The sequence below is a fragment of the Mucilaginibacter sp. genome (assembly GCF_028288185.1).
In the GTDB taxonomy this organism is placed as follows: domain Bacteria; phylum Bacteroidota; class Bacteroidia; order Sphingobacteriales; family Sphingobacteriaceae; genus Mucilaginibacter.
Genome location: NZ_JAQBOF010000002.1, coordinates 1 through 25,306, shown reverse-complemented (window position 1 = coordinate 25,306; position 25,306 = coordinate 1). Strand labels below are relative to the sequence as shown.

Genomic DNA, 25,306 nt, shown 5'->3' with positions numbered 1-25,306 from the left:
CAATAATTAAAACGTAATGAGTAACTCGAAACAGATTAAGCATTTATACGCCAGGGCCGGCTTTGGTATCAGGTTTGAGGATCTGCACGACAAGCAAAACTGGTCGATACGGAAAAGTGTAAGAAAGCTTTTAAAGGCATCCGAAAAAATAGAGCTTTTAACTGCTGTTAAAGAAAATATTGATATAAGGCAAAGACCTTATAATGCCCTTACCGAGGACGAAAAAAGACAGCTTAATCAAGATCGAAATCAGCAAGAAAAAGCATTGAATGATGCCTGGGTAAAACAGTTAAGTAATACCGATGCACAGTTACGAGAAAAGATGACCTTGTTTTGGCATAATCATTTTGCCTGTAACGTAGGCAACTCTTATTACCAGCAGGAATTAAATAATATAGAACGCACCCATGCGCTGGGTAATTTTAAAACTATGCTGATGCAGGTATCGCAAACGCCGGCGATGCTCCAGTTTTTAAATAATCAGCAAAATCAAAAAAACCACCCCAACGAAAACTTTTCGCGTGAGCTGATGGAGCTTTTTACATTGGGCCGCGGAAATTATACCGAGCAGGATGTAAAAGAGTCGGCACGGTCATTTACAGGCTGGGCCTATAACGGCAAAGACGGCACCTATAAATTCAATAATTATGCGCATGATAGCAGCACCAAAACATTTTTGGGCCAAACCGCTAATTTTTGCGGCGAGGATATCATAAGTATTATAACAGCTAATAAGCAAACAGCTATATTTATCTGCACCAAGCTATACAAGTATTTGGTTAACGAGGTGCCCGATGATATACATATTGGCCAGATGGCCGATGTCTTTTACAAAGAAAACTACGAGATAACACCCTTGCTGAAATTTGTATTTCTGTCTGATTGGTTTTATGATGAAAAGAATATCGGCAACCTGGTAAAATCGCCGGTTGAGTTTTTAGTAGGACTGAACCGCCAGTTTTATATCACCTATCAAAATCCTGATGTGCTGATGCAGTTTCAGCGCACGCTGGGGCAGGTATTGTTTCGTCCACCCAATGTGGCTGGGTGGCCCGGGGGCAAAACCTGGATAGATAGTTCATCGTTAATGTACCGGATGAAAATGCCATCAACCATATTAAATGCCGGGGTAATTGATTTTACAGGTAAAGCCACGCCCGAAGATGAGGCTTACCTGGCATCGCAACGTAAGCAGCAATTAAACGTAATAAAACGTGTACAGGCTACGGTCAACTGGGATAAGTTTTTACATGATATCCCCGCCAAAACCACACACGAAGAAATAGCCCGGTTTATGCTGGAACCGGATCTGAATAAAACAGTAATTGACGAAGTTAACCGCCCCGGCGATTTAAAAACAATAGTAATACAAATAGCATCAACGCCAGAGTATCAGCTTTGCTGATCAATGAGTGATTGAGTGAATATTAAATGGACAATGAAAATTTGAGTAGAAATAGTAAAAGAGTGATATTCACTCAATCACTAATTCAATAATTAAAAAGTTATGGAACGCAGAGATTTTTTAAAAAACACCGCATTAATATCAGGAGCCTTTATGGTGCCTGCATTTTTAAAGCCGTTGGAAGCAATGGCAAAAGGCGATTTAACCGGGCATAAAAACCTGGTTATTATACAGCTTTCGGGCGGTAATGATGGTTTAAATACCGTCATCCCTTACGGTAACGATATTTATTATCAAAAGCGTAAAACCATAGCTATTAACAAGCCCGATATAGTAACGCTTAACGATATGCAGGGGCTTAATCCTAACTTATCGGCCCTGAAAGAAATTTACGACCAGGGATGGATGAATATCATTAACTCAGTAGGTTATCCAAATCCGGATAGGTCGCATTTCCGGTCGATGGATATCTGGCAAACAGGTAGTGATGCGAACCAGTTTTTAAGCACCGGCTGGATTGGCCGTTACCTGGATTCCAACTGCCAGACTTGTCAAAACCCATATACGGCTATAGAGGTTGATGATACATTATCATTAGCCATGAAAGGTGCTAAGATGAAAGGAATTGCTGTACAGGACCCTAACAAACTGTTCCAGACTACGCGCGAGCCATTCTTTAAGGACCTGGTGCATGATCATAGCAGTACTAATTTGAACGAGGATAATTTAGGTTACCTGTATAAAACCATGATCGAAACTTATTCATCAGCTGATTATATACAGAAAACATCAAAAACCTATAATGTAACTGCTACCTATCCAAACACAGGCTTAGGTTACCAGTTAAAGAATGTATCTAAATTTATTAACTCTGGTTTAGACACCCGTGTTTATTATGTATCGCTAAGCGGATTTGATACACACGTTGGTCAGCAAGGACAACAGGGCCGTCAGTTAAAAATTTATGGCGATGCCGTAGCAGCGTTTATTAAAGATCTGAAAGCTACCGGTAAACTGGATGATACCCTGGTGATGACTTTCTCTGAGTTTGGCCGCCGCGTTGAGCAAAACGCCAGCAACGGTACCGACCATGGTACAGCAAACAATGTATTTATGTTTGGCGGTAAGTTGAAAAAAGCTGGTATTTTCAATGATTCGCCTGATTTAACCACACTGGATAATGGCGACTTAAAATACCAGGTAGACTTCAGAGATATTTATGCGAACCTATTGGATAAATGGCTGGATGTAAGCAACGCACAGGTATTGAATAAGAATTTTGCGGGGCTGGATTTGATATAGACCCCATTACCACCACGTCACTGCGAGCGATAGCGGGGCAATCTCTACACGACAGATTGCGAATTTGTGAGTGTAGAGATTGCCACACTCGTTCCTCGTTCGCGTGGAGAATTACAAACTTGTCAATTTCACCACAATCTCTTTCACCGTTAACTTCTCCTGCAAGCCTGATGCCATGTCTTTAAAAGTAAGTAAGCCGCTTTGCATTTCGTCACTGCCGATAACTACCGTGTAAGGGATGTTTTTATTGTTGGCATAATCCAGCTGTTTTTTGATCTTGGCGCCTGCGGGGTATAACTCGGTGTTAATGTTGTTATCGCGTAGTTGTTGTAGTAACGGCAGCCCGTATAGCTCGCCATCTTTATCAAAACAACATATTAAAACTTGTGTGCTTTGGTTAGCATCAGCCGGGAAAAGGTTTAGCTCTTCCATTACATCATAAATACGGTCGGCACCAAAAGATATGCCAGCGCCGGTTAATCCTTTTAAACCGAACATGCCCGTCAGGTCATCATATCTTCCACCACCACCAATGCTGCCTATGGCAACCTCGTTGGTTTTAACTTCGAAGATAGCACCGGTATAATAGTTTAGTCCGCGGGCCAAGGTAATGTCAAGTTCTATAGCCGCGTTTTGCAGTTTAAAATTATCTACGTAGTTCAGTACTTCTTCTATTTCATCGCAACCCGTTTGTCCAATTACAGATCCGGCAAGTGCCGCACGCAAACTTTGCAGCTTTACAGAATTGGTGCCTTCCAGTAAAATTACTGGTTTAAGCCGCTCAATATCTTCAATAGTAAAACCCCTTTCCAGTAACTCTTTTATAACACCATCCAGGCCAATTTTATCCAGTTTATCAATGGCTACAGTAAGGTCAATTATGTTATCGATTTTTCCTATAACTTCGGCTATGCCTGATAGAATTTTTCTATTATTTATTTTTACTGTAAAATCTTTTAAGCCCAGGGCGCTTAAAGCTTCGTCATAGATCAATATAAATTCGGCCTCATTTAATAAAGAATCAGAGCCCACCACATCAGCATCGCACTGAAAAAATTCGCGATAGCGGCCCCTTTGTGGTCTATCTGCACGCCAAACCGGCTGCACCTGGAAACGTTTAAAAGGAAAAGTAATTTCGTTTTGGTGTTGCACTACGTAACGGGCAAAAGGAACGGTGAGGTCGTAGCGTAGGGCTTTTTCTGAAACAGCACTGATTAAATCTTGATTCGATTTTTTATACAATTCTCGTTCACTCTCTGATTCAGATACTCTTTGAAATGCTTCATTAAGAGAATGAGCATCAGGAACCTCCCAAACTACTTTTGTGTCTTTGCCCTTGTGCCAAGGTTCATTCTCTTTTACTTCGTCTATAGATGGCTTCAACCCCTTCGGAACTAATACATTAAATAATTCGCCAAGACCATTATATAATTTTGAATTTATAAGGTCGCCATTGTTAAGTATCTTAAACATCAATTTATCTCCCTCATCACCATACTTACCGGTTAAGGTAGACAGGTTCTCCATTGACGGAGTTTCTATTTGCTGATAACCAAACTTGCGGAAAACGCCTTTAATGGTATCAAAAATAAAATTGCGTTTTACCATTTCGGCAGGCGAAAAGTCGCGGGTTCCTTTAGGTACGGATGGTTTTATAGCGGCCATGTGGCAAATGTACAAAAAAGAGTGTTAAGCTCTCTTTATAAGATGTGCGTTATTAGCAGCTTGGTGACGCTCATGGCTGTTATTTGTAATTCGCTACCTATCGCTTGGTAGCGCTCAATTGCCGCTAGGGCTGTTCCTTTTGTCTTGATACAAAAGGAACCAAAAAATCAAGTCAGCCCAATCGCTGCCATCGCGCAGGCCATACTTCCGGCCGCGTGGGCTGACGGGCCAACGCTCTTTTTTACTCTCATTAAATAACTAAATGCAGGTTATATACGAAGTGTCAGACAAAAAGCTTCGGGTGAAAGCAGGTTAAACTTGTTGGGCTGTGCGGTTGGAAGGGCGTAGCGTCTTTTTGCCCGGACAATGGCCTGTGCGAGTTGGAGCAAAATTATGCCGCCCGTGGTTTTACCTGCTTTGCCGTGCAAAGGCCTCGAGCGAAAAGAAGCCTCTCGTCTGACTTGATTTATTCACCTATTGTTTGTTTTATAGGTGTTCATGAGGTCGCTACGCTTAGTTTTTTGTTGCTTTTTCATCTAAGGAAAAAGTAACAGGCCTTTAACGGAAAGCTAAAATCTATAGGTAATATTGTTATTAAATATTATGATCATTATGAAAGCTTTGATAAAGTGGGCCGTATAAAGTCTATCGCCGGCCGCACCCAGCATGTTACCATTGATGGCCTGACAGATGAGGACCTGGTAAACGCGGATACAGGATTTTAAGAAAACCCTTTTATACCCCAAACTGTCCCAAGTGATGATCCAGGTGTTTATAAAACATGGTGTCCCACTCGCCTTTAGTTAATACACCAAACGAATGCGATTCTTTTTTATCAAAATGTGCCTCGCCAAGATCAAGTGTTTGATTAATGTGAGCTATTAGCCGCTCTTTTTCCGCTTCGAAATCGCGGTCATCCTTAATTAAAAAAGCTGGAGCAGTAGGATTATTGTGTTTATAGGGATCAGGGCCAACTACTTTTTTCTTCACCAATGCCTTTAAAATAAATTTCATAAAAGGGTTAGGTTTAGGGTGCTTATCGGTATAGGCCATTTCATAGCTTACGTTGCAATGGGCCAGCATTTGTGCCACGTTCATTTTTCCCCATTGGGGTTTGGTATCTGCTGTTAGTTTGTTTATTCGGGTGGTTAGTTCGGTAACATCAGCGGGGTTAAATACACTTTTCATTATGATTGGGTTTGTATAAAGATGGGGAATATAACCCAAGCAATCAAAACTATAACAACAAAAAAGGCCTGAGAATAAACACCCTCAAGCCCTCACATATAGGGGTATTAAAATACTTATGCTCTGTCTACAGATCCGAACCTAATAACCGTAACTGTAAATAGGGCTAAACATGCCAACAGTATTAAGCCTTCGTAAAGATTTCGGCTTGTGTTATTATTCATTGTGGTTATTACACCCAATGTTAATATTACTAAGCAAACTGTAATTATGGTGGTGATGGTTGAATATTTTATTTCCATGTCTGTACTATTCTGTATTATATTAAGTGTTCTAACTAATACAAACGCTACGCCAATGCAATTTATAGTGGATAGTCAGCTAATGGGGGGTAATATGTGGAATTGTGTTCCCAATTAAGGGCCCAATTGTAACGGATATGTTACAATTTGGTTTTAACCAATTCTATCTGTAAGGCCATGCAACAATACGGCACCTACAAATAAAACCGCGCATACGGCCAATACAATACCTGCAAACAGGTTCCTGGCCTGGTCATCACCCATAAAATTTAATACAACTAGTGTTATGGCAACTATTATAAATATGGCCCATGCTATAGAGAAAGATAGTTTCCTTTTCATGCTTCATCAGTTAATGTAATAGCTTAAACAAATACAGCACCAATGGTAAATTAAGTTCAAAAACCGAGGGCTGTATGGATAGCACTGTTGATTTAAGCTGTAATAAGTGGGAAATTATGCCCCACTATAAATTAAGTTTGTACTTTTAAAAATGCGGCGCAGGTATCAATTTATTCTATTATTTATATTGCTAATTTGCTGCCCGTTAGCGGTATCAGCCCAACAAACAGTCAAGCCGTTTCCGCAGTATGCCCGTTATTTTGCGGGGATTATCAAGCCAAATCACATCACCCAGGCACAACTGGATAATACCGTACGAGGCTTTTACGCACAATGGAAAACCCGCTTTATAAAAAACGTACCCGGAAAACCCCAATGCTATGTTTGGTTTGAGGGCAAGGGCGGCAAGCAATGCGTATCAGAGGGGCAAGGTTATGGGATGATAATAACCGCGTTAATGGCCGGGCATGATGCAAATGCTAAAACTACCTACGATAATTTATTCCGCTATTACCGGGCCCACCCCAGCCATCGCAGTAAATACCTAATGGCTTGGGCGCAAAAAACCAACGGGGCTGATCTGGATAAAACATCCGCTACGGATGGTGATATGGATATTGCTTATTCCCTGCTACTGGCAGCCAAACAATGGGGTAATAATGGCGCAATTAATTATGTACAGGAAGCTAAAGCCATGATCAATGCCATTATGCAATACGAGATCAATCATAAAACGTGGTCGGTTTTGTTAAGTGATGGCGTGGAAGAAGAAAGCAAAGATTATTTTGCCATGCGATCATCTGATTTTATGCCGGCTCATTTTAAAGCATTTCAACAAGTTGTTAAAGATGGGAGATGGGGGAAGGTTGTTAATGCATGCTATCGGTTATTTGATAGTATGCAAACCAATTACAGTCCGGATGCAGGGCTGCTGCCCGATTTTATCATCAACCTAAATAAAAACCCCAAACCCGCCAACCCATATTTTTTGGAAGATAAGTATGACGGTCAATATAATTACAACGCCTGCCGTGTGCCCTGGCGCATAGCTATAGACTATTTAATGACCGGCGATAAACGTTCAAAAAATATCGTTGTCAAAATAAACTCATGGATACGAGAGACTACTAATAATAACACCTACAACATTTCTGCCGGTTATACCTTAGCGGGCAACGATATTAAAGGGCGATATTTCGAGGCCTTGAGTTTTGTAGCGCCGTTTGCCGTTTCGGCAATGGTTGATGGTAAGAACCAGGTATGGCTAAATCGCGTTTGGGATTATTTGATTGGCTTTAAGCTAAAGGATTATGACTATTATGATAACAGTATCAAACTGCTGAACATGATCATACTATCCGGCAATTACTGGCAATAAAAAGCGGCTATTATCCCGTCAGGAACAATAACCGCTTTAATGATAGGTGTTGATCTATTTAATACTGATCACCGATATACCTGCATCAATATATCCCATACGGTTAGCATGACAATGCATGGCAATTACGTTTTTGCCATTTGGTATAAAAGCTTTTTTACCGGCATCGTTAATATCTTCAATTGTATAATTACGTGAGTGGCCGGCAATATGAGCGGCTTTTACACCATTGATATACACATCGCAGTCGTCCTGGTGACGGATGTTAAGCACCATGTTTTTAACATCCGTAACATTGCTTGCGGTAAACTCCTGGCGCAGCCATATATCATTGGTGGCCCAAACAGATTTAACGCCTGTTGGCGTATTGTTAGGGCGCACATTAGTTGGCACACGCGATGCAAAACCACCGGGAGCCGATTGCCACGCGGCATCGTTAAACGCCGGGGTAAGCCATGCCGTGTCGGGCTTTTCAAAAGTATATTTCCAGTTTTGCGATGTTGGCAATACAGTTGTTAAAGTCACGCTGCCTTTAATAGCCAGGTCGTTTGATGCTTTGATGGTAGCCTCGGGCGCTTTAACAACCTCGCGGTCATAGGTAAGCAAGCCGTTCAGTTCAGATTCTACATCTGTCGTTTCGGTGTAAACTGCGGCGCTTAAACCCCTGTTGGTTTTTAGGTAAGCCAGGTCGCGCGAGTAAGAATTGTACAGATCGGTATAATCTTTCAACTTATCTATCATAATATAGGTTGGACGTTGTGACCATGTATGGCCCGGTATAATGTAACCGATGCCACCATACTCACCATTGGCTACAACTTGTGTAGTGGTTGGCAAAGCGTCCGGATCGGGATAACTATGTACGTCTAAATAATCGCCTGCATTGAACCAACTGCCACCACTGGCCTGATTAACTAAACGCGATGGGTCGAGTTCTTTCACCATCCTAACCAGCGATGGTGTGTTTTGCGCACCCTGCGCCTGGCCTTCGTTAAAAGTAACCCAGGTGATGATACAAGGTGAGTTCCAATGCGTTTGTACCAACCTGGTCAGTTCCTTGCGGAACTCCATGGTATCAACCGGTGGCGGCGGGAAAGCACGACCGGTATATGAGTTTGGCGATGGCATATCCTGCCAAATCATCAACCCTAATTTATCGGCCCAATAATACCAGCGGTAGGGCTCAACTTTAATGTGCTTACGCACCATGTTAAAGCCAAAATCTTTGGTTTTTTGCAGATCGTATTTTAAAGCTGCGTCTGTCGGTGCCGTATAGCCACCATCCGGCCAAAAACCCTGGTCTAACGGGCCAACCATAAATTGAAATTTATTGTTCAGGTATAGTTTTTTATACCCGCCATCATTTTCGACAGATATTTTACGCATCCCAAAATAACTGGAAACAGCATCAACCTTAGTTGAACCTTTTACTAAGGCTATATTCAGGTCATATAAGAATGGGCTATCCGGCGACCATAGTTTGGCGTTTGCTACGGGTACACTTAGCTCGGTATTAGTTTTCCCGGTCATGGTTCTAACCACCTTAGCACCGTCTTTTACGGTAATGCTTACAGTTGAGCCTTCGCTTTGGCTGCTAACAGTTAGCCTTACTACACCCTTATCAATATCAGGCACTATTTTAATATCGCTGATGTTGGTTACAGGTACCGGCTCTAACCATACTGTTTGCCAGATCCCGGTTACAGATTGGTACATGATACCGCCCGGCCTTAACGTTTGTTTACCGCGGGGTTGGCCGCCATTGTCGGTTGGATCAAATACCCGTACTGTAATTTCTTGCGGACCTGATGCTTTAATGGCCGATGTTATATCATACGTAAAAGGATCATACCCGCCTGAGTGTACACCCATGTTTTTGCCGTTTACAAACACTTCGCTTTCATAATCAACCGCGCCAAAGTGCAGTAGGATATTCTCGCCTTTCCAAGTTGCGGGTACGGTAAACGTGCGGCGATACCATAAACGGTCATGATGCTCCATAACACCCGATAAGGCAGATTCCACCGGGAACGGCACCAATATGTTTGAAGCCAAATTACCTGTCGGCAAAGCATCGGCAGCAGCTCCGGGTTGGTATTGCCATAGTCCGTTTAGGTTCATCCATTTAACACGCGTTAGCTGCGGGCGCGGATATTCAGGCAATACACTGTTAGGGTTTACATCCTTGGCAAATTTGCTCATCAAGGCCGCCTTTTTAGGTTGCCATTGCTGCGCAAACATAAGCGAGGGTATTAGGATACATATCGCTAATGATAAAATTCTTCTCATATTAATTTGAAGTTATTGAGGTTAAATTGGTTAGGCTAAATTTAGATTAAAAAAATAATTACAACATAACATACAATATATATGTTACACTTTCCGATCGGGCAAATTCCGTTCTAAACTATTGGTAATAATGCAAAATCGTTATCTTGCCGCCATGTATGATATCTGCTGCGTAGGGCACATCACCTCTGATAAAATAGTTAATACCAAAACCACTTTGCACATGCCGGGCGGTACGGCGCTGTACTTTTCGTGCGCTGTAAATAAGTTGGATGTAAACTATCTTTTAGTAACTGCCCTTGCCGCTGCCGAGATGGAATATGTAACCTATCTGCGCGACAAAGGCATTAAAGTTAAAGTGCAACCCAGCACACATACCGTAATTTTTGAAAATATTTACGCCGAAAACCAGGACGAACGCACCCAGAACGTACTGCAAATTGCCGACTCGTTTACGATGGAGCAGTTGTTGGATGTTGAGGCAAAGGTGTTTCACTTAGGCCCGCTATTAGCCGATGATTTTGACACGGATTTTATAAAAACGCTGTCAGCCAAAGGCAGTATCGCATTAGACGTTCAAGGCTATTTACGCAGAGTAGTAAAGCAAAAAGTATACTTAACCGACTGGCCCGATAAAAAAGCGGCCCTGCAATACATTGATGTTTTAAAAGCGGATGTTGCCGAACTGGCAGCATTGTCAGGCCATAAAACAGTGGTCGAAGGCGTAAAGTTTTTAAGCGATTTAGGTGTAAAAGAAGCCGTAATAACCAACGGTAGCCAGGGATCTGCAATTTATGCGGATGGAGTTTTATATGAGATCCCTGCTTATCATCCCGAAATGGTAGTAGATGCTACCGGTTGCGGCGATACTTATATGGCCGGTTATTTATACAAACGCATTAAAAATGCCGGCATACATCAAGCCGGCGAATTTGCCGCTGCCATGGCCGGGCTTAAAACCATGTCGCCGGGTCCATTTGTGGGTACCGAGGACGAGGTATTGAAGTTTATGGCTGATCGCTTTTAAGTAAATCAAATAATATACTTACTTGTTATATTAATGCCGTGAACTGCACCACGGTGCTGGTGGTGCGGTGCTTGATGTATAAATATTTTTCTGTTATTTATCATATTTTGTTTAAAAAAGCTTATGCAAGCCAAAAAGCAAGCATGTGGAGAAAGTATTATAAAAACTTGACTGGTTTTTAAGCGATTTGTGGTAATATTTACAATATTGACTAATAAAAATTATAATATTTTCAAAAAACATTGCAATTATTTAAAAACAGTTTATATATTACATCTTTATAAACATACCCGGTTAACAAATTTTTATTTTACCTAATATTTTCATGCAGGAATCAGCTTATTTTGATAAATACAACCCGATTGATGGCGTTTGGGATGAAATGTATGGAGCAGATGCCAACGTGCGTGAGCATTACCGTAAGGTAATTGAGTACATTTCAAGAGAATCAGCAGACGATCTGAATAAAAAAGAAGAGCTTGCCAAAAGGCTTTTCATGAGCCAGGGTATAACTTTTACAGTATATAATAGCGGCGAAGGGATTGAAAAAATATTCCCGTTTGATATTATCCCCCGCATTATTACCGCTGCCGAATGGGCCTTTGTAGAGAAAGGGATTAAACAACGGCTAACTGCGCTTAATCATTTTTTAAAGGACATTTACCACAACCAATTTATTATTAAGGATGGTATAGTGCCTATTGATATTATATACTCCTGCCCCCACTTCCTGCGCGAAATGCACATGTTGAATGTGCCTTATGATATCTATGTGCATATATCCGGTATTGATCTGATCCGTGATTTTGACGGTACTTTTTACGTGCTGGAAGATAACCTGCGCACCCCATCGGGCGTAAGCTATATGCTGGAGAACCGAGAGATCACCAAACGTTTATTTCCGGATCTGTTGCCGCAATGCGGCGTGCGCAGTGTGACCGAGTATCCATCTATATTATACAAGAACTTACTGGCCCTATCGCCACGACAAATAGCTAATCCTAATATCGTGTTGTTAAGCCCGGGTATTTATAACTCGGCTTATTTTGAGCATACCACACTGGCCCGTTTAATGGGTGTTGAGCTGGTTGAGGGGCGCGACCTTGTGGTGAATAACCATAAGGTGTACATGAAAACTACCATCGGCCTGCAACAGGTTGATGTTATCTATCGCCGGGTTGATGATGAGTACCTGGACCCGTTGGTGTTTAATCCAAGCAGTATGCTGGGTGTGGCAGGTATTATGGGCGCTTATCGTAAAGGCAACGTAGCGATTGTTAACGCAATAGGCAATGGCGTAGCCGATGATAAAGCGGTTTACACTTATGTGCCTGATATGATACGCTATTATTTAAATGAGGAGCCGATATTAAAGAACGTACCTACCTATCAGCTAGGAAATGATGACGAACGCGAGCATGTATTTAAAAACCTGAATAATATGGTGGTTAAACGCACCAACGGCAGCGGTGGCTACGGCATGTTGATGGGTCACGCGGCATCCGAAGAAGAGATAGACGACTATAAAAAAGAGATCATTAAAGAGCCACGCAATTTTATCGCGCAGCCAACCATAAGTCTTTCGGCAGCGCCCTGCTATATGCAGGGCGAGTTAAAACCGAGGCGGATAGATTTGCGCCCCTACGCGCTGTTTGGACCTGATGGTATTGAGATAGTACCCGGCGGCTTAACCCGTGTAGCGCTAAAAGAAGGTTCGCTGGTGGTTAATAGTTCGCAGGGTGGTGGTAGTAAAGATACGTGGGTCCTGGCGTAAATCCAGTAAGCAGTTGGCAGCAGCAGTTAGCAGTAAATAAAGGGTTGAAAATATCCGAATAATTAATAACATAAATAAATCCGATATCGAACATCCGATATCCGAAATCAACAAAGAATGTTAAGTAGAGTAGCAGCAAGTTTATATTGGCAAAGTCGGTACATTGAGCGTAGCGATGGTATGCTGCGTATGCTTAAAATAAACTATGCTTCATCGCAGGATGCCATACAGGAGTTTACCTGGGAGCCGGTGATACGCATATTTGCGGGGCTTGATGATGATGAAGGAGCCACCCTGGGCAATGATAGCCGCGCCGTATTAAAATACATGGTGATGGGTAAAAGTAATTCAAACTCTGTGTTGAATATAATTACCCTTGCCCGCGAAAATGCGCGTAGTGTGCAGGAGCATATCACCAAGGATCTTTGGCAATGTTTAAACGAATATTACCATACCGTAAAAGATAGTAAGCTGGAGCGCGCCTTACAGCGCGAGGACCCGATAAGCGTACTGGATGTTTTGATAAAACAAGTAATGCTTTACTATGGTACTGTGGAAATCACCATGGAGCGTGGCGAGGGCCGTAGCTTTATGAATATTGGTAAATACCTTGAACGTGCTATACAATCTGTTGATATTTTGGACACCAAATTTGGTTCTATCAGTGATAATCCCGACTTACTTACCGATACTACCTACTGGAAACACTTATTGCTTTCGCTGGGCGGATATGAACTGTATTTAAAAACCTATCGCGAGGGTTTTGAAGCCGAGAACGTATTAGAGCAGGTGGTGCTGAATAATGATTTCCCACGCTCGGTTATCTACTCGGTAAATAATATACAACGTTATTTTGAGCGCCTGCAAAACGATAGTAACTTGGAAGATTTTAGGGATATGATCTTTAAAATTGGCCGTTTGCAAAGCCGTATAAAATACAGCTCGGTAAAAACAATAAGACAGGAAGGGTTACATGCTTTCCTTACCCAAATACGTGGCGAACTTTACGGTATTGCCGATGCCTTGAATGAACATTATTTTGCGAATTCGTGAAAAAAGATTGGTTAATTGAAGATTAAAGATTAGGATTGCCTGATTCAAATAAACAATCCTCTTTCCGCGTAGCGAAGAGAGGGTCGACAAGCGAAGCGATGTCGGGGTGAGTAATCGCCATCATCACATTAAATAATTATTACCCATATGCCTGAATTTGAAATACAACATATAACCAGATATATTTATGACAGCCCGGCCCGTGATAGTGCCAACCAGATCATTCTGTTCCCCATAAAAGATGAGTTTCAGGATGTTTTGAAGCAGGAGGTCACCGTAAGCGGCAACCCTATTGTTGACAGGCATGTAGATTATTATGGTAACGAGGTTGGCAGCTTTACTTACAGCGAGCCACACTCGGTATTGATCATTAACTCAAAAATATTGGTGAGTACCAAGCATCGCCCTTACCCGGTAAATGATATTTTCCCGGCACAGCAATGGGAGGACCTAAAGCCGTTACAATACATCGTTCCCTTTATTGATTTTTTAAGGCAGGAGTATTTTGAAGGCTTTGAAGAACTAAAAAAACTGGTTGAAGAATTAAAAGGGAATAATGATATTCCTTACCAGGTAGCACTGCGCTTTTGCGAGTATGTGTACAAGAATTTTAACTATATAAAAGGCGTAACCACCGTTGAAACCACCTTGGATGAGATATGGAAACTAAAGGCCGGCGTTTGCCAGGATTTTGCCCATATTTTAACCGAAATGCTGCGTATGGTAAAAATACCGGCGAGGTATGTAAGCGGCTATATCTGCACTGATAAAAACGGTATGCGCGGCGAAGGCGCGACCCACGCCTGGGCTGAAGCCTATATACCAGATTATGGCTGGCTAGGCCTTGATCCTACCAACAACATTATAGCTAATGAGAACCATGTGCGCCTGGCAGTAGGCCGTAATTTTATGGACTGCTCGCCGGTAAAGGGTGTTTACAAAGGATCATCGGGCCATAGTTTGGAGGTTGCAGTAACAGTTGACGATGATGGTTTAGTAAATTATGAGCTGGCCGATGAAAAAACGCAGGCAGCTATACCGGTAGCAAACTATACCATTAAAAACAGCTACCAGCGCCACATGGAGATGATTCAGCAACAACAACAGCAGCAACAATAATGCACCAACTGTATCACTATACTGTTCATGGTATAATTGCATATTTTGCTTCGTAACACCTTTCAACACGCAACCTGTCGCTTGGTGACGCTCTTGGCCGCTAAGGCCAGTTACTTTTGTCTTGATACAAAAGTAACCAAAAAATCAAGTCAGCCCAATCGCTGCCGCGTGTGCTGACAGGCCTTCGCTCTTTTAATTTTTCATTAATATGAGGAATGTAGTTCTATTGAATAAAGTGTCAGCAGAAAAGCTTCGGATGAAATTAAGTAAAACAAGTTGGCATGTGCGTTGGAAAGGGCATAGCAACTTTTTACTGAAGCGAGGCCTTTGCGCGAGCGAAGCAGGGTAAAAATATTGCAGCCCGTGGTTTTACTTACTTTGCCGGGCAAAGGCCGCGAGCGCAAAGAAGCCTATCTGTTGACTTGATTTTTTGTTACTTTTTCATCTAAGGAAAAAGTAATGGGCCTTAGCGGCCAAGAGCGCTACAACGCTACTTTTACTTCGTCTTCTTAACCGCTGCAATCAAATCATTGATCTCCGGTGCTTTTGAATAACCCTTTACCAGTTTTTTATCGCTATTATAAACAGCAACATAAGGTGTTGTTTGTATTTTAAAGTATTTCTGCACCAGGTAGCTATAACCTTCTGTACCTATGGTGATATTAGGATATTTCTTCAAATCGTAATCGCGCACAAAGTTTTTGATGGCACGGATATCATAATTGTTAGACCAGGTTATCATCATGATCTGGGTATCACCCAGTTTTTTCATGCGTTCGCGCATCTCCATAGTTAAATGCTGGCAATGCGGGCAATCGGGCGAAAAATAGATAAGCAACGTTTTGCGGTGCTTTAAATTTGCAGGGGTTATCCAGGTGCTGTCGGTTGTTAAAATGCGGTAGGGTGGCATAGCGGCACCAACCGAATCATTGTTTTGGGCACGGCAATATCCGGCAGCTATTATCAGGCTAAAAAGTAGAATAAGTTTTTTCATTTGTAAGTATATATTAAGCTTCCAGCAGTTCCATCTGCCAGGCCATGTGTTCTTCTGTTATTGGATATAACGCGTTATTGCGTACGACATGATAAACCGCGTAAAATAAATTAGCATAATCGCCTTTAATAGATGGCATAAACTCAATACTCTTCTCGCCATCGGGTCCAACAGTAACCAATTTGCCTTCCATGCCTGCCGGCTCAACGCCGTAAATATCATCAGTTGGCAAAATGCCTTTATCTAATTGGGCTTCCTGCATATCGCAGCGATATTTACTGTAACTGCCTATGGTACCATGCACTACAAAAGCAGGTAGCGGGTCGGCAATTAATAAGCCCGATGTTAAATATACCACTAATCCGGCAGGATATATTAAACGGTAATTTAAGTAATCAGGCACTTCCGATAAGTCGCGCTGAATAGTTATGAACTTATCAAAAGCTAAAGGCTTACCAAATAAATGGATGGCCTGGTCTATTAAATGCGGACCTAGCTCATAAACTATTCCGTTTATAGGTGTGTCCTTAGTTTCTTTAAAAGGTTTGGGGTTAAGTGCAGGTTTGTAGCGATCATAACGGAAATTTACCTCGGTTAACCGGCCCAATCGGCCGCTTTCAATAACTTCTTTTACCGATAAGAAATCACTATCCCAACGGCGATTCTGATAGCCAAAAACCTGGCGACCATTTGCACGGGCTACGTCAAACAATTCTTTGATCTCGGCGACATTGCCCGCTGCCGGTTTTTCTATCAGTACATGTTTACCGGCATTTAGAGCCTGTTTGGCAAAATCAAAATGAGTAAAGTTGGGTGTGTTAACTATAATGAGCTCTATCTCGCTATCGGCCAATATCTCCTCAACCGAGTTATAGCTCACAATATCCGGGTAATGCGTGGCCATCTTCTTCTGACTACGCTCAACTACCGCTTTTAACTTAAACTGCGGATTGGTGCTTAAAAAAGGCGCATGGAAAACCCTTCCGGACATTCCGTAAGCCAATAAACCGGTTACTATAGGTGCTGACATGTTAGATAGTTGTATTACACAGCCAAATTATTGTTTTAATCAGGCTTATGCAAATAAAACCTCACCTTTAGAGACGGCCGGGGTGAGGGTCTACTTTATACTCCCATGTACCGCATCAATCAAATCTAAATGCCTTTGTATGGTCATTATGTTTTTTGCGGCAAAACCTTTTATCTCGGGGTCAAAGCCATGTTTGGCTGTATTTTGAAACAGGTCCAATGCTTTTTTATAATCTACTTTTATTTTATCCAGGTAAGCAATGTCAAACTCTTTGCCTGCTTTTTTGGCTAGCTCGGCTATTGATTTTTGGTCATCGGTATCCAGGGTATCGGGCAAGGTTATTTTTTTTGCTTTGGCAAGTGCTATTAACCGCCCCTTGCCTTTGGTAAGGTCCTTGATCATCATAGCCCCTAAATTTTTAACGCGCTTATCAAGCCCTTTTTGTTTAGCAAGTGTGCCTATTTTAATTTCGGCCAGGCAACCTTGTGCAATAGTGGTTAAAAATCTAGCATCGTCTTTACCTACAATAATAGAGATGTGTTTAGTGGTATCAATAACTTCTCTCGTGGTATCATCATCCGCATCGACATTTTTATTACCATGACAAGCCTGCAATAAACAAGCAGAAACCAGGGTAATAAACAATAGCGTTACCTTTTTCATAAGGGGTTATTGGGTTAGCAATCAATAATTTTGTTCAAACAGGTTTTTTGGTGATTATAAAATTACGGTTTAATAAGGTTAATTTATCAGGTTGAATAAACTTTTGTTATTTTTGGATAAAATTAAATGATCATATGAACTTTCCTGCTGAACTAAAATACACAAAAGACCACGAATGGGTTAAATTAGATGGTAACGTAGCTACCATTGGTATTACTGAATTTGCTCAAGGCGAACTAGGCGATATTGTATATGTAGATATAAATTCGGTAGGGAAAGAAGTTAGTAAGGAAGGCGTTTTTGGCACTGTCGAGGCTGTTAAAACCGTATCAGACCTGTTTATGCCTGTTACAGGTACCGTAACAGAAGTTAACAAAGCTTTAGATAGCCAGCCTGAACTAGTAAACTCTGACCCATACGGCGAAGGCTGGATGGTAAAAATAACCGTATCAAACCCTGCTGATGTAGCTACCCTATTATCTGCGGATGATTACAAGGGCCTTGTTGGCGCATAATTTATAATGTGCAATGCTGATTTTTGGCGGCATTAGGTATGGGAATATTTAGTATATTAGTAGCTATTGGAGCAATTAAGTATGAAAAAAAATAAACTCTTTTTAATTGGATTGATAGGCTTGCTAAGCTTCTCGGCTTGCAGCATATTTAAAAAAGATTGCGGATGCCCGCATTTTGGTAAGGTAAAAACAACAACGAAGCAAGCACCCGTGGTTTACGCGGCGCGATAATTAATTACTCCGCCATCCAAACCGTATCAACAAACCATTTTTTAATATCAAAGAAACGGTCAAGGGGCCTAAAGCCGGTGTTTGTGGCCATCTGGTCGGTTTGCATGATGGTGAATTTTTGCGATATCTCCATATAAATATACTCGTCCTTAACAAAGCGGATGGTTTCTTTACCAATGTTTATCAATTGGTCCTTTACGCTTATTAAATAGCTTTTGCAGGCGCCGGTTTCAGGGTCGTATGTGGCATAATGGTCAAACTGGGTTACATCGAAATTGGCATTCAGCTCGCGGTTTATGCGTAATAGCAAATTCAAGTTAAATCTTTTGGTTATCCCCTCCGAATCATTATAAGCAGCCAATATAACTTTAGGTGATTTTTTTAAATCGAAGCCTATCAGAGCCATATCGCCGGCAGTTAAATGCTCCCTTAAAGCCTTGCAAAACTCAGTTGCTTCATTTACCGGCATATTACCAATGTTCGACCCCATAAACAACACCACTTTGCGCCTGTTTGATAGCGAAGACGCTTTCTTCAACATATCAAAATACTCGCCGTTTAGCCCGTTCATTTTTAGCCCCGGGATAGTTAGCGGCAATTTTACAGTTAGGTAATTAATAACGTTGTTCGATATATCAATAGGCACGTAAGTAAAATCAACCTGCTGGTCCTGCAAATACTTTAACAGGTGGGTTGATTTGGTGGCATCACCTGCGCCCAATTCTATCAGGTCAAAAGCATCGCCATCGCCAATTATTGATTGCCCAAGTGCCGCTGTTTTGGTCGAAAATATCTCCAGTTCGCAATTGGTTGGATAATATTCAGGACAATCCATCAACTCCTGGAATATTTTATCACCCACAGCATCATAAAAATATTTAGAATTGAGGTGCTTAGGGGTTGACTGTAATCCTGCTATAACATCAGCATAAAACGTACTCGCTTTATTGTTTGACGCATCCATCATTTCGGTGTGTGCAGCGGTTTGGTTCATGGTGTAAATGGTTTTGCGCAATTATTTAGCAAGCCTTATGCCAGTAAATTGCCAACGTAAATGTGTTTGAAAAAAATTACGGTAAGTAATACGGCTATGCCCCGGCGATGTTGCTTCCGAAGCCCCCCTTAACACTTTCTGATTAACCATAAACTTGCCGTTATATTCGCCTATCGCGCCTGCCGCTTTAGTAAAACCCGGATAGGGCAGGTAGGAACTTTCTGTCCACTCCCAGCTTTTGCCCCAGGCAAATTGCGGCGCGGCGGCTTCCCATTCGAATTCTGTAGGCAATCTTAACCCTTGCCATGAGGCATAAGCATAAGCCTCGAAATAGCTAATATGGCAAACCGGCTCATGTAATTTAAGTGGCTCTAACCCATGGAAAGTATAAATATGCCATTCGCCATCAATTAAATGCCAGTAAAGCGGTGCTTCAACTTTATTGGTTTTTACCCAATCCCAACCCTCGGCATGCCAGTGACGGAAATCATGGTAACCATCGGCATTAATAAACTCTAAATACTCTGCATTGGTTACCAAATTGGGACTGATCCGGAAGCTATTTAAATAAACCTTATGACGGTTTAACTCATTGTCAAAGCTGAACCCATCGCCCTTAAAACCAATCTCATAAACGCCTTCGTTCATCTTAATAAACCCGGCATCGCTCACCTCGGTCTTTGGTGATACATAACTTTTATTATAAGCCGGAAATAATGGATTATGCCCTAAAATGTATTTAATATCCGTCAGTAAAAGTTCCTGGTGCTGTTCTTCATGATTTAAGCCGAGGATTAACAGCCCTTTTACATCAGCAGATGGCTCGGCACATAAAAAATTAGCCATGGCATCATCTACATATTTGCGGTAGCTATAAATTTCTATGACGGTAGGTCGGCTTAAATTACCCCGGTCAGTGCGGATAACACGGTTGCCTACGGTTTCGTAATAGCTGTTAAATACGTAATTGTAATCAGGGTTATATTCCTGGTAGCCTATAAAGTAGGGCTTTAAAATAAAGGTCTCGAAAAACCAGGTGGTATGGCCAATATGCCACTTAGGCGGACTAACATCCGCAACGGGCTGCACCACATAGTCCTCGGTCTGCAAATGGCTGCAGATATCTTCGGTATGTTTCCGGGTTTTTAAGTAACAGTCTAGTAAGTCCATTTGGAGTTATTTACGCTCTAAATATTGTTTAAGGTTTGATATAGTTTTAACACCTAAATCGCCGGCTTGTTTTTTACGCATCATTAAAGCATAGGCATTATTAAACCCTATGGGTTGCAGCCACTTTATTTTATATCGTTTTTCAAATTCGTTTTTAACATAGGTGTAAGTTTTTTCTTTATCACCTGCCACCGCGTCAATTTCTTTTTGCAACGGTTGTAATATGGCTAATAAACCCGTACCCGTGTACTCGGGGTAAAGGTCTATCTGGTTATTAATTAGTGCATCAAAACAAATTTTGGTGCCACCTAACCCCGTTTTTGTGGCTACATCATAATCGGTATAACCTTTAATCAGCATGGTGTACATGCTGGCTAAAATGTATTGCTCGCCAAATATTTTTGAGCCTATACGTACTATACCTGCACTGCCGCCACGCTCGGGCCGGTATAAATTATGAGCCATCAAAAAGTCTTTAGCCACACGCTCCGGGCTTTGGTGAAGATAGTCAGTGCGGTAATTTAAATCTGTCATCACGCTATCATTTATTTTGCCCGATAGCATATTTAATGTTGGCTCCAGGTCAGGGAATTTTTTCAACGCGTCATCCCTCACAATTGGCGCGGCATAATAGGGTGGAAAAATCTTTTTATCATCATCCAAAACCACCAACCCATAAGCTTTTAATCGGCCATCAGTAGAGTAGCCGCTTATCACGTCCAGTTCTTTTTCAAAACAAGCCTTATACATCACCGCATCGCTGATCACTATTGTGTGAATTTTTAAGCCATACTTGCTTTGCAGGCCCAGGTTACCATCCTGCCGTCCCATAAATTCGGGTGTGAATCCGGCTGTAAGTTTACCACCATAGGCTGATGGGATGAAGTAAAAACAAGCGAATATGATAAGTAGCATTGGTAGTATGGCAGCGGCAGTTTTTAATTTCTTTAGGTTTAAGTGCTGGAGCGTTGATAAAAGAAAATCAAATAAAATAGCCAGCAAAGCCGCCGGGATAGCGCCAGCCAATATCATATTGGTATTGTTGAGGGAGATACCGCCGAATATAAACTCACCTAAGCCACCCGCGGCAATATATGACGCCAGTGTTGCCACACCCACATTAATGACCGTAGCGGTACGGATACCAGCCAATATCACCGGCATAGCCAAAGGCAACTCAACCTTAAATAATATTTGCCACTTGCTCATTCCCATGGCAACAGCGGCTTCTTTAACCGCGCCATCAACGCCGGTAATGCCTGTATAAGTATTGCGGATGATAGGAAGTAACGCATATAACAACAAAGCCACAATAGCAGGCTTAGCGCCAATGCCTAAAAGCGGGATCATAAAACCCAGCAAGGCAATGCTGGGTATAGTTTGCAATATCCCCGCTACGCCCAAAACCGAGCCCGATAATTTTCTTTTCCTGGCGATAAGGATACCCAATGGCAAGCCGATTATCACAGCAATGATCAGCGAAATAAACGTCAGCCCGATATGTTGCAGCGTTTGGGTGAGCAGCTTATCGCTTTGCTGGGCCATGAATTGCCACAAAGTTTGTTGTTGCTCATTCATGCGGCTGCTGTTTTTTGTATTGATAAAATGCCGACATCAATTCTTCAAACCCCGCCGAGCGGTATTCGTCTTTTTGCTGATGTTTGATGTGTAAATGCTCGGTTTTAATAAACTTAAAGCGCTCAATAGCCGACCAAAAACTTGCATCACTTATTAATCCATCATGTGCTTCAAAAGTTCCCCCTTTAGAGGGCGGCGGCAAATATTTCCAGATATCATTTAAACGCAATGCCTTAAACTCTAATTGCAAACGCTGCTCTTTTAAAAAGTCTATTACAAACGCATTAACCGGTTTAAATAATAGCTCGGTTGGTGTTCCGTTTTGAATGATCTTGCCTTTATCCATCAGGCAGATGCGGTCACCCAGGTCAAAAGCTTCCTGCACATCATGGGTTACCATGATGATAGTTTTGCGTTTTAGCTCATTAAGGGCCTTAAACTCGGCGTGGATTTTTGAGCGGGTAACGTTATCCAGCGCGCCAAAAGGTTCGTCCATTAATAAAACCGGTGGGTCGGCAACTAATGCTCTTGCCAGCCCTACGCGCTGCTGCTGGCCGCCGCTTAACTCGTTAGGATAAACTTTTAGATAGCTTTTATCCAGGTGTAGTTTCTCTAATAATTCGCTAACGCGACGTTCGGTTTTCTTTACATCCCACTTCAACAATTGCGGGACGATGGCAATATTCTCGGCAACGGTATAATGTGGGAACAATCCATTGTTTTGTAAAACATAACCAATGCCACGACGAAGGATTTCTGGCGGTTGGGCCATGATGTTATTCCCATTAATAAAAACCTTGCCGCTGGTAGGCTCAATGAGCCGGTTAATCATTTTAAGCGTAGTGGTTTTGCCGCAGCCGCTGGTACCTAAAAGTATAAGGTTCTCCCCCTCCGCTACCTCGAACGAGATATGGTCAACAGCTTTTACTTTTCCTCCAAAGGAGTCCTTCGGCCCAAATGATTTGCTTAAATGGTCAACCTTTATCATAGGCAATTACTCGTCAATATTCATGAACAGGTTATTTAATGATTCGGAGTACAGCGGATGCGCAAATACGCAATAACGTATCCTGTCGTAAGTAATACCACCCTCCATCGCCATTTGCAGTACCGACATAATCTCGCCGCCTTCCTGACCCAAAATTGCCGCGCCTAATATCTTTTTAGTTTTTCTGTCCACAACAGCTTTCATAAATCCACGGGTGTCGCCGGTTTCCACCGCGCGGGCCACGCGGGCCATGGGTAGTTTAGCAATTATAACGTCAAGGTTCTGATCTTTTGCTTCCTTCTCGCTTATACCAACGCGGCCCAGCTGCGGGTCGGTAAACATGCAGTAGGGTATGGGGCGATCTTTTGTATTGAGGTTCGCCTTTTCTATAATATTGCGATACACAATGGTATAATCATTATAAGCTATATGGGTAAACGCCGGTCCGCCTTTTACATCGCCTAAAGCATAAATGCCTTTTACATTAGTTTCGAGCTTGTTATTTACTTTAATGTAGCCTTTCTCATCCAACTTAACACCGGTTTTATCAAGGCCTAATGTATCGGTATTGGGTATGCGACCAACGGCTACCAACACGTGGCTAAATTTCGCCTTCTTTTCGTGTCCCGCGTTTTTTATGGTAGCTATGATCTTATCTTTTTTGCTTTGTTTGAATTTGACAGCCTGTGAACCGGTTTGCACATCGATATTTTCTAACTCTAATATCTTACGCACCTCGGTTGATATATCCTCATCTTCGCGCGATACCAGCATTGCCGATTTCTCTAGTATAGTAACCTTGCTACCAAACCTGCGGAACATCTGCCCAAACTCCAGGCCTATATAGTTGCCGCCCAGTATCAATAAGTTATCGGGCACTTTATCCAGTTCTAAAATAGAAGTAGAGGTTAAGTAGTCAATATCAGCTAATCCCTCAATATCAGGGATAAAAGTTTTGGTACCGACATTTAAAAATATCAAATCGGCTTTAAAAAGTTTGGTGCCGCCATCTTTTAGCTTTACGGATATGATTTTGGTATCAGTAAAAGCAGCTTCACCAAATACCAGATCGAGGTTTGGGGTTTCTTGGGCGTTTTTTGTGCCGCCGTTGCGGGCGTGCAGCACAATATCATCTTTGCGCTTTTTTATAAGCGCCATGTCTACTTTATAACTTTTGATTTTAACACCCAGTGGGCCGCTATTGGCTGCGATGTAAGCGGTTTTAGCCGATGCTATCCAGGTTTTAGTTGGTGTGCAGCCATCATTTACGCAGGTGCCGCCAACCCATCGCTTCTCTATAAGAGCTACTTTTTTGCCCGCTTTGGCTAATTTTTTTGACAAAGGTAAACCTGCTTGTCCGGCGCCTATTACTATTACATCATATTGTTTGGGCTTCATGAATAGCAGATTTATTTAATAAAGATATGTTTATACTTTGATAGATTTACAATGTAAAAAGGAGGTTTTTGTTTGAACGGATGGCATTGACTTTGCCATTTAAAAGGCACAAAAATATTTTTTTAAAAGAATATTTTTAATTTATCATTAAACGTATATCTTTGCAATCCCAAAATAAGGGAATGGTTTAAGTCAAAAGCCAAAAAGTCAAGAGTCAAAAACAGACATTTGACTCCTAACTAAAGACTTAACAACCAGAACTTAAATGGCCCGTTCGTCTAGGGGTTAGGACGTTAGATTTTCATTCTAGAAACAGGGGTTCGATTCCCCTACGGGCTACTTTTAGAGAGCTAGATATAAAGTATCTAGCTCTCTTTTGTTTTTATCACAACTTGCTATTAGTCAATCAATTAATATATATAATTGATTTCCCTCTGAAAAAATAAATTTACTAAGAAATTATTGGGGTTTTTGATTGCATAAATCATTTTTAACTGATTATCAATAACTCATGTGATTTTCATAAAAAAGGTTCGAGATTTGATTAGAGTTAACCCTGATGTTAGATCATCCGCCGGGATAAAAAGTAAAGGATACACAAGCGAACGGGAGTTGTTCGCTTTCAGCTGCCCGGCCTTGCCTTTTTACCTTGCTCGCGCTGTTGGTTGCCTAACAGTTGAATAAGGATGGTGCGTTCATTTATTTCTTTACTTCAATCAAACTATATTCACTTTTAGGAGCTTCGCATACCGGGCATTTGTAATCGGTCAGGGTTTCAAAATCAATATCTTTCTCAATGTTATTTGTCTGGTCGCCATAAAGTTTATCATATCTTGTTAAGCAGCTATTACATTGATAAATACCTTTTTTTTCATTCTGCGAATTTGTTACATCAGTCATA

22 protein-coding genes and 1 tRNA gene are annotated in these 25,306 nt (G+C 41.7%); 10 read left to right on the top strand and 13 right to left on the bottom strand.

Features of this window, described 5'->3' with window-relative positions:
• The first annotated feature begins 16 nt into the window (after nt 1–16).
• Together JWQ34_RS00290 and JWQ34_RS00285 are read left to right on the top strand one after the other, a co-directional pair.
• Nucleotides 17–1,405: a DUF1800 domain-containing protein gene (locus JWQ34_RS00290; protein ID WP_299352213.1), complete on the top strand. Its 1,389-nt coding sequence runs from the start codon at nt 17–19 to the stop codon at nt 1,403–1,405.
• Nucleotides 1,406–1,507: 102 nt separating this feature from the next.
• The gene (locus tag JWQ34_RS00285) at nt 1,508–2,707 is read left to right on the top strand and encodes a DUF1501 domain-containing protein (RefSeq protein WP_299352211.1); all 1,200 of its coding nucleotides are present in this window, start codon (nt 1,508–1,510) and stop codon (nt 2,705–2,707) included.
• A 111-nt stretch (nt 2,708–2,818) separates the two neighbouring features.
• Here JWQ34_RS00285 and hisS read toward each other — a convergent pair whose 3' ends face one another.
• The 3 genes from hisS to JWQ34_RS00270 all read right to left on the bottom strand — a co-directional run bounded on the left by hisS (nt 2,819) and on the right by JWQ34_RS00270 (nt 6,204).
• Nucleotides 2,819–4,372 carry a histidine--tRNA ligase gene (gene hisS, locus JWQ34_RS00280; RefSeq protein WP_299352209.1) on the bottom strand — a complete coding sequence of 518 codons (1,554 nt, stop codon included), beginning with the start codon at nt 4,370–4,372 and terminating at the stop codon, nt 2,819–2,821.
• Between the two features lie 735 nt (nt 4,373–5,107).
• Nucleotides 5,108–5,560, bottom strand: a complete 453-nt coding sequence (locus JWQ34_RS00275; protein WP_299352207.1) for a DUF1569 domain-containing protein — start codon at nt 5,558–5,560, stop codon at nt 5,108–5,110.
• Nucleotides 5,561–6,015: 455 nt separating this feature from the next.
• The gene (locus JWQ34_RS00270) at nt 6,016–6,204 is read right to left on the bottom strand and encodes a hypothetical protein (protein ID WP_299352204.1); all 189 of its coding nucleotides are present in this window, start codon (nt 6,202–6,204) and stop codon (nt 6,016–6,018) included.
• Nucleotides 6,205–6,355: 151 nt separating this feature from the next.
• Here JWQ34_RS00270 and JWQ34_RS00265 point away from each other — a divergent pair, with 151 nt between their 5' ends.
• Nucleotides 6,356–7,582, top strand: coding sequence for a glycosyl hydrolase family 8 (locus tag JWQ34_RS00265; RefSeq protein ID WP_299352201.1), 1,227 nt, complete (start codon nt 6,356–6,358; stop codon nt 7,580–7,582).
• 54 nt (nt 7,583–7,636) lie between these two features.
• Here JWQ34_RS00265 and JWQ34_RS00260 read toward each other — a convergent pair whose 3' ends face one another.
• Nucleotides 7,637–9,871: a glycoside hydrolase family 2 protein gene (locus tag JWQ34_RS00260; protein ID WP_299352198.1), complete on the bottom strand. Its 2,235-nt coding sequence runs from the start codon at nt 9,869–9,871 to the stop codon at nt 7,637–7,639.
• Nucleotides 9,872–10,001: 130 nt separating this feature from the next.
• On the opposite strand from JWQ34_RS00260, the gene JWQ34_RS00255 reads away from it, so the two are divergent.
• From JWQ34_RS00255 to JWQ34_RS00240, 4 genes are all read left to right on the top strand, one after another.
• A complete protein-coding gene (locus tag JWQ34_RS00255; protein ID WP_299352195.1) occupies nt 10,002–10,898 on the top strand; it encodes a PfkB family carbohydrate kinase in 897 nt (298 codons plus the stop codon).
• Nucleotides 10,899–11,223: 325 nt separating this feature from the next.
• Nucleotides 11,224–12,672, top strand: a complete 1,449-nt coding sequence (locus tag JWQ34_RS00250) for a circularly permuted type 2 ATP-grasp protein (protein WP_299352192.1) — start codon at nt 11,224–11,226, stop codon at nt 12,670–12,672.
• A gap of 117 nt (nt 12,673–12,789) precedes the next feature.
• On the top strand, nt 12,790–13,725 hold the full coding sequence (locus tag JWQ34_RS00245) for an alpha-E domain-containing protein (RefSeq protein WP_299352190.1): 936 nt from the start codon (nt 12,790–12,792) through the stop codon (nt 13,723–13,725).
• Between the two features lie 147 nt (nt 13,726–13,872).
• Nucleotides 13,873–14,844 (top strand): transglutaminase family protein, encoded by a 972-nt coding sequence (locus JWQ34_RS00240; RefSeq protein WP_299352187.1) that lies wholly within the window; start codon nt 13,873–13,875, stop codon nt 14,842–14,844.
• A 496-nt stretch (nt 14,845–15,340) separates the two neighbouring features.
• Here JWQ34_RS00240 and JWQ34_RS00235 read toward each other — a convergent pair whose 3' ends face one another.
• From JWQ34_RS00235 to JWQ34_RS00225, 3 genes are all read right to left on the bottom strand, one after another.
• On the bottom strand, nt 15,341–15,838 hold the full coding sequence (locus JWQ34_RS00235; protein WP_299352184.1) for a thioredoxin fold domain-containing protein: 498 nt from the start codon (nt 15,836–15,838) through the stop codon (nt 15,341–15,343).
• A 13-nt stretch (nt 15,839–15,851) separates the two neighbouring features.
• Complete coding sequence (locus JWQ34_RS00230) at nt 15,852–16,868, bottom strand: Gfo/Idh/MocA family oxidoreductase (RefSeq protein ID WP_299352181.1); 1,017 nt, start codon at nt 16,866–16,868, stop codon at nt 15,852–15,854.
• Nucleotides 16,869–16,958: 90 nt separating this feature from the next.
• Nucleotides 16,959–17,531 carry a DUF4142 domain-containing protein gene (locus JWQ34_RS00225; protein ID WP_299352178.1) on the bottom strand — a complete coding sequence of 191 codons (573 nt, stop codon included), beginning with the start codon at nt 17,529–17,531 and terminating at the stop codon, nt 16,959–16,961.
• A 134-nt stretch (nt 17,532–17,665) separates the two neighbouring features.
• Here JWQ34_RS00225 and gcvH point away from each other — a divergent pair, with 134 nt between their 5' ends.
• Complete coding sequence (gene gcvH, locus JWQ34_RS00220; RefSeq protein WP_299352175.1) at nt 17,666–18,046, top strand: glycine cleavage system protein GcvH; 381 nt, start codon at nt 17,666–17,668, stop codon at nt 18,044–18,046.
• Nucleotides 18,047–18,127: 81 nt separating this feature from the next.
• Nucleotides 18,128–18,277, top strand: a complete 150-nt coding sequence (locus JWQ34_RS00215) for a hypothetical protein (RefSeq protein WP_299352172.1) — start codon at nt 18,128–18,130, stop codon at nt 18,275–18,277.
• 4 nt (nt 18,278–18,281) lie between these two features.
• Here the strand turns inward: JWQ34_RS00215 and JWQ34_RS00210 are convergent, their stop codons facing one another.
• Genes JWQ34_RS00210 through JWQ34_RS00190 form a run of 5 tightly spaced genes read right to left on the bottom strand, consistent with a single transcriptional unit; the run spans nt 18,282 to nt 24,405 of the window.
• Nucleotides 18,282–19,271, bottom strand: a complete 990-nt coding sequence (locus tag JWQ34_RS00210; RefSeq protein WP_299352169.1) for an L-histidine N(alpha)-methyltransferase — start codon at nt 19,269–19,271, stop codon at nt 18,282–18,284.
• A 21-nt stretch (nt 19,272–19,292) separates the two neighbouring features.
• Nucleotides 19,293–20,441: an ergothioneine biosynthesis protein EgtB gene (gene egtB, locus JWQ34_RS00205; RefSeq protein WP_299352166.1), complete on the bottom strand. Its 1,149-nt coding sequence runs from the start codon at nt 20,439–20,441 to the stop codon at nt 19,293–19,295.
• Between the two features lie 6 nt (nt 20,442–20,447).
• Nucleotides 20,448–22,019, bottom strand: coding sequence for an ABC transporter permease/substrate-binding protein (locus JWQ34_RS00200; RefSeq protein ID WP_299352163.1), 1,572 nt, complete (start codon nt 22,017–22,019; stop codon nt 20,448–20,450).
• Complete coding sequence (locus tag JWQ34_RS00195) at nt 22,012–23,007, bottom strand: ABC transporter ATP-binding protein (protein WP_299352160.1); 996 nt, start codon at nt 23,005–23,007, stop codon at nt 22,012–22,014. Before JWQ34_RS00195 ends, JWQ34_RS00200 begins: the two co-directional genes overlap by 8 nt.
• A 6-nt stretch (nt 23,008–23,013) precedes the next feature.
• Nucleotides 23,014–24,405 carry a mercuric reductase gene (locus JWQ34_RS00190; RefSeq protein ID WP_299352157.1) on the bottom strand — a complete coding sequence of 464 codons (1,392 nt, stop codon included), beginning with the start codon at nt 24,403–24,405 and terminating at the stop codon, nt 23,014–23,016.
• 267 nt (nt 24,406–24,672) lie between these two features.
• Here JWQ34_RS00190 and JWQ34_RS00185 point away from each other — a divergent pair.
• Nucleotides 24,673–24,744, top strand: a tRNA-Glu gene (locus JWQ34_RS00185).
• 360 nt (nt 24,745–25,104) lie between these two features.
• Here JWQ34_RS00185 and JWQ34_RS00180 read toward each other — a convergent pair.
• Nucleotides 25,105–25,306 (bottom strand): rubredoxin (locus JWQ34_RS00180; RefSeq protein ID WP_299352154.1); only part of this gene is annotated, 202 nt, incomplete at its 5' end.

Coding starts and splice junctions, on each gene's coding strand:
- JWQ34_RS00250 (WP_299352192.1), top strand. CDS start 11,224: ATGCAGGAATCAGCTTATTTTGATAAATACAACCCGATTGATGGCGTT.
- egtB (WP_299352166.1), bottom strand. CDS start 20,441: ATGGACTTACTAGACTGTTACTTAAAAACCCGGAAACATACCGAAGAT.
- JWQ34_RS00200 (WP_299352163.1), bottom strand. CDS start 22,019: ATGAATGAGCAACAACAAACTTTGTGGCAATTCATGGCCCAGCAAAGC.
- JWQ34_RS00270 (WP_299352204.1), bottom strand. CDS start 6,204: ATGAAAAGGAAACTATCTTTCTCTATAGCATGGGCCATATTTATAATA.
- JWQ34_RS00190 (WP_299352157.1), bottom strand. CDS start 24,405: ATGAAGCCCAAACAATATGATGTAATAGTAATAGGCGCCGGACAAGCA.
- gcvH (WP_299352175.1), top strand. CDS start 17,666: ATGAACTTTCCTGCTGAACTAAAATACACAAAAGACCACGAATGGGTT.
- JWQ34_RS00195 (WP_299352160.1), bottom strand. CDS start 23,007: ATGATAAAGGTTGACCATTTAAGCAAATCATTTGGGCCGAAGGACTCC.
- JWQ34_RS00245 (WP_299352190.1), top strand. CDS start 12,790: ATGTTAAGTAGAGTAGCAGCAAGTTTATATTGGCAAAGTCGGTACATT.
- JWQ34_RS00240 (WP_299352187.1), top strand. CDS start 13,873: ATGCCTGAATTTGAAATACAACATATAACCAGATATATTTATGACAGC.
- JWQ34_RS00290 (WP_299352213.1), top strand. CDS start 17: ATGAGTAACTCGAAACAGATTAAGCATTTATACGCCAGGGCCGGCTTT.
- JWQ34_RS00215 (WP_299352172.1), top strand. CDS start 18,128: ATGAAAAAAAATAAACTCTTTTTAATTGGATTGATAGGCTTGCTAAGC.
- JWQ34_RS00210 (WP_299352169.1), bottom strand. CDS start 19,271: ATGAACCAAACCGCTGCACACACCGAAATGATGGATGCGTCAAACAAT.
- JWQ34_RS00225 (WP_299352178.1), bottom strand. CDS start 17,531: ATGAAAAAGGTAACGCTATTGTTTATTACCCTGGTTTCTGCTTGTTTA.
- hisS (WP_299352209.1), bottom strand. CDS start 4,372: ATGGCCGCTATAAAACCATCCGTACCTAAAGGAACCCGCGACTTTTCG.
- JWQ34_RS00255 (WP_299352195.1), top strand. CDS start 10,002: ATGCAAAATCGTTATCTTGCCGCCATGTATGATATCTGCTGCGTAGGG.
- JWQ34_RS00285 (WP_299352211.1), top strand. CDS start 1,508: ATGGAACGCAGAGATTTTTTAAAAAACACCGCATTAATATCAGGAGCC.
- JWQ34_RS00230 (WP_299352181.1), bottom strand. CDS start 16,868: ATGTCAGCACCTATAGTAACCGGTTTATTGGCTTACGGAATGTCCGGA.
- JWQ34_RS00265 (WP_299352201.1), top strand. CDS start 6,356: ATGCGGCGCAGGTATCAATTTATTCTATTATTTATATTGCTAATTTGC.
- JWQ34_RS00275 (WP_299352207.1), bottom strand. CDS start 5,560: ATGAAAAGTGTATTTAACCCCGCTGATGTTACCGAACTAACCACCCGA.
- JWQ34_RS00235 (WP_299352184.1), bottom strand. CDS start 15,838: ATGAAAAAACTTATTCTACTTTTTAGCCTGATAATAGCTGCCGGATAT.
- JWQ34_RS00260 (WP_299352198.1), bottom strand. CDS start 9,871: ATGAGAAGAATTTTATCATTAGCGATATGTATCCTAATACCCTCGCTT.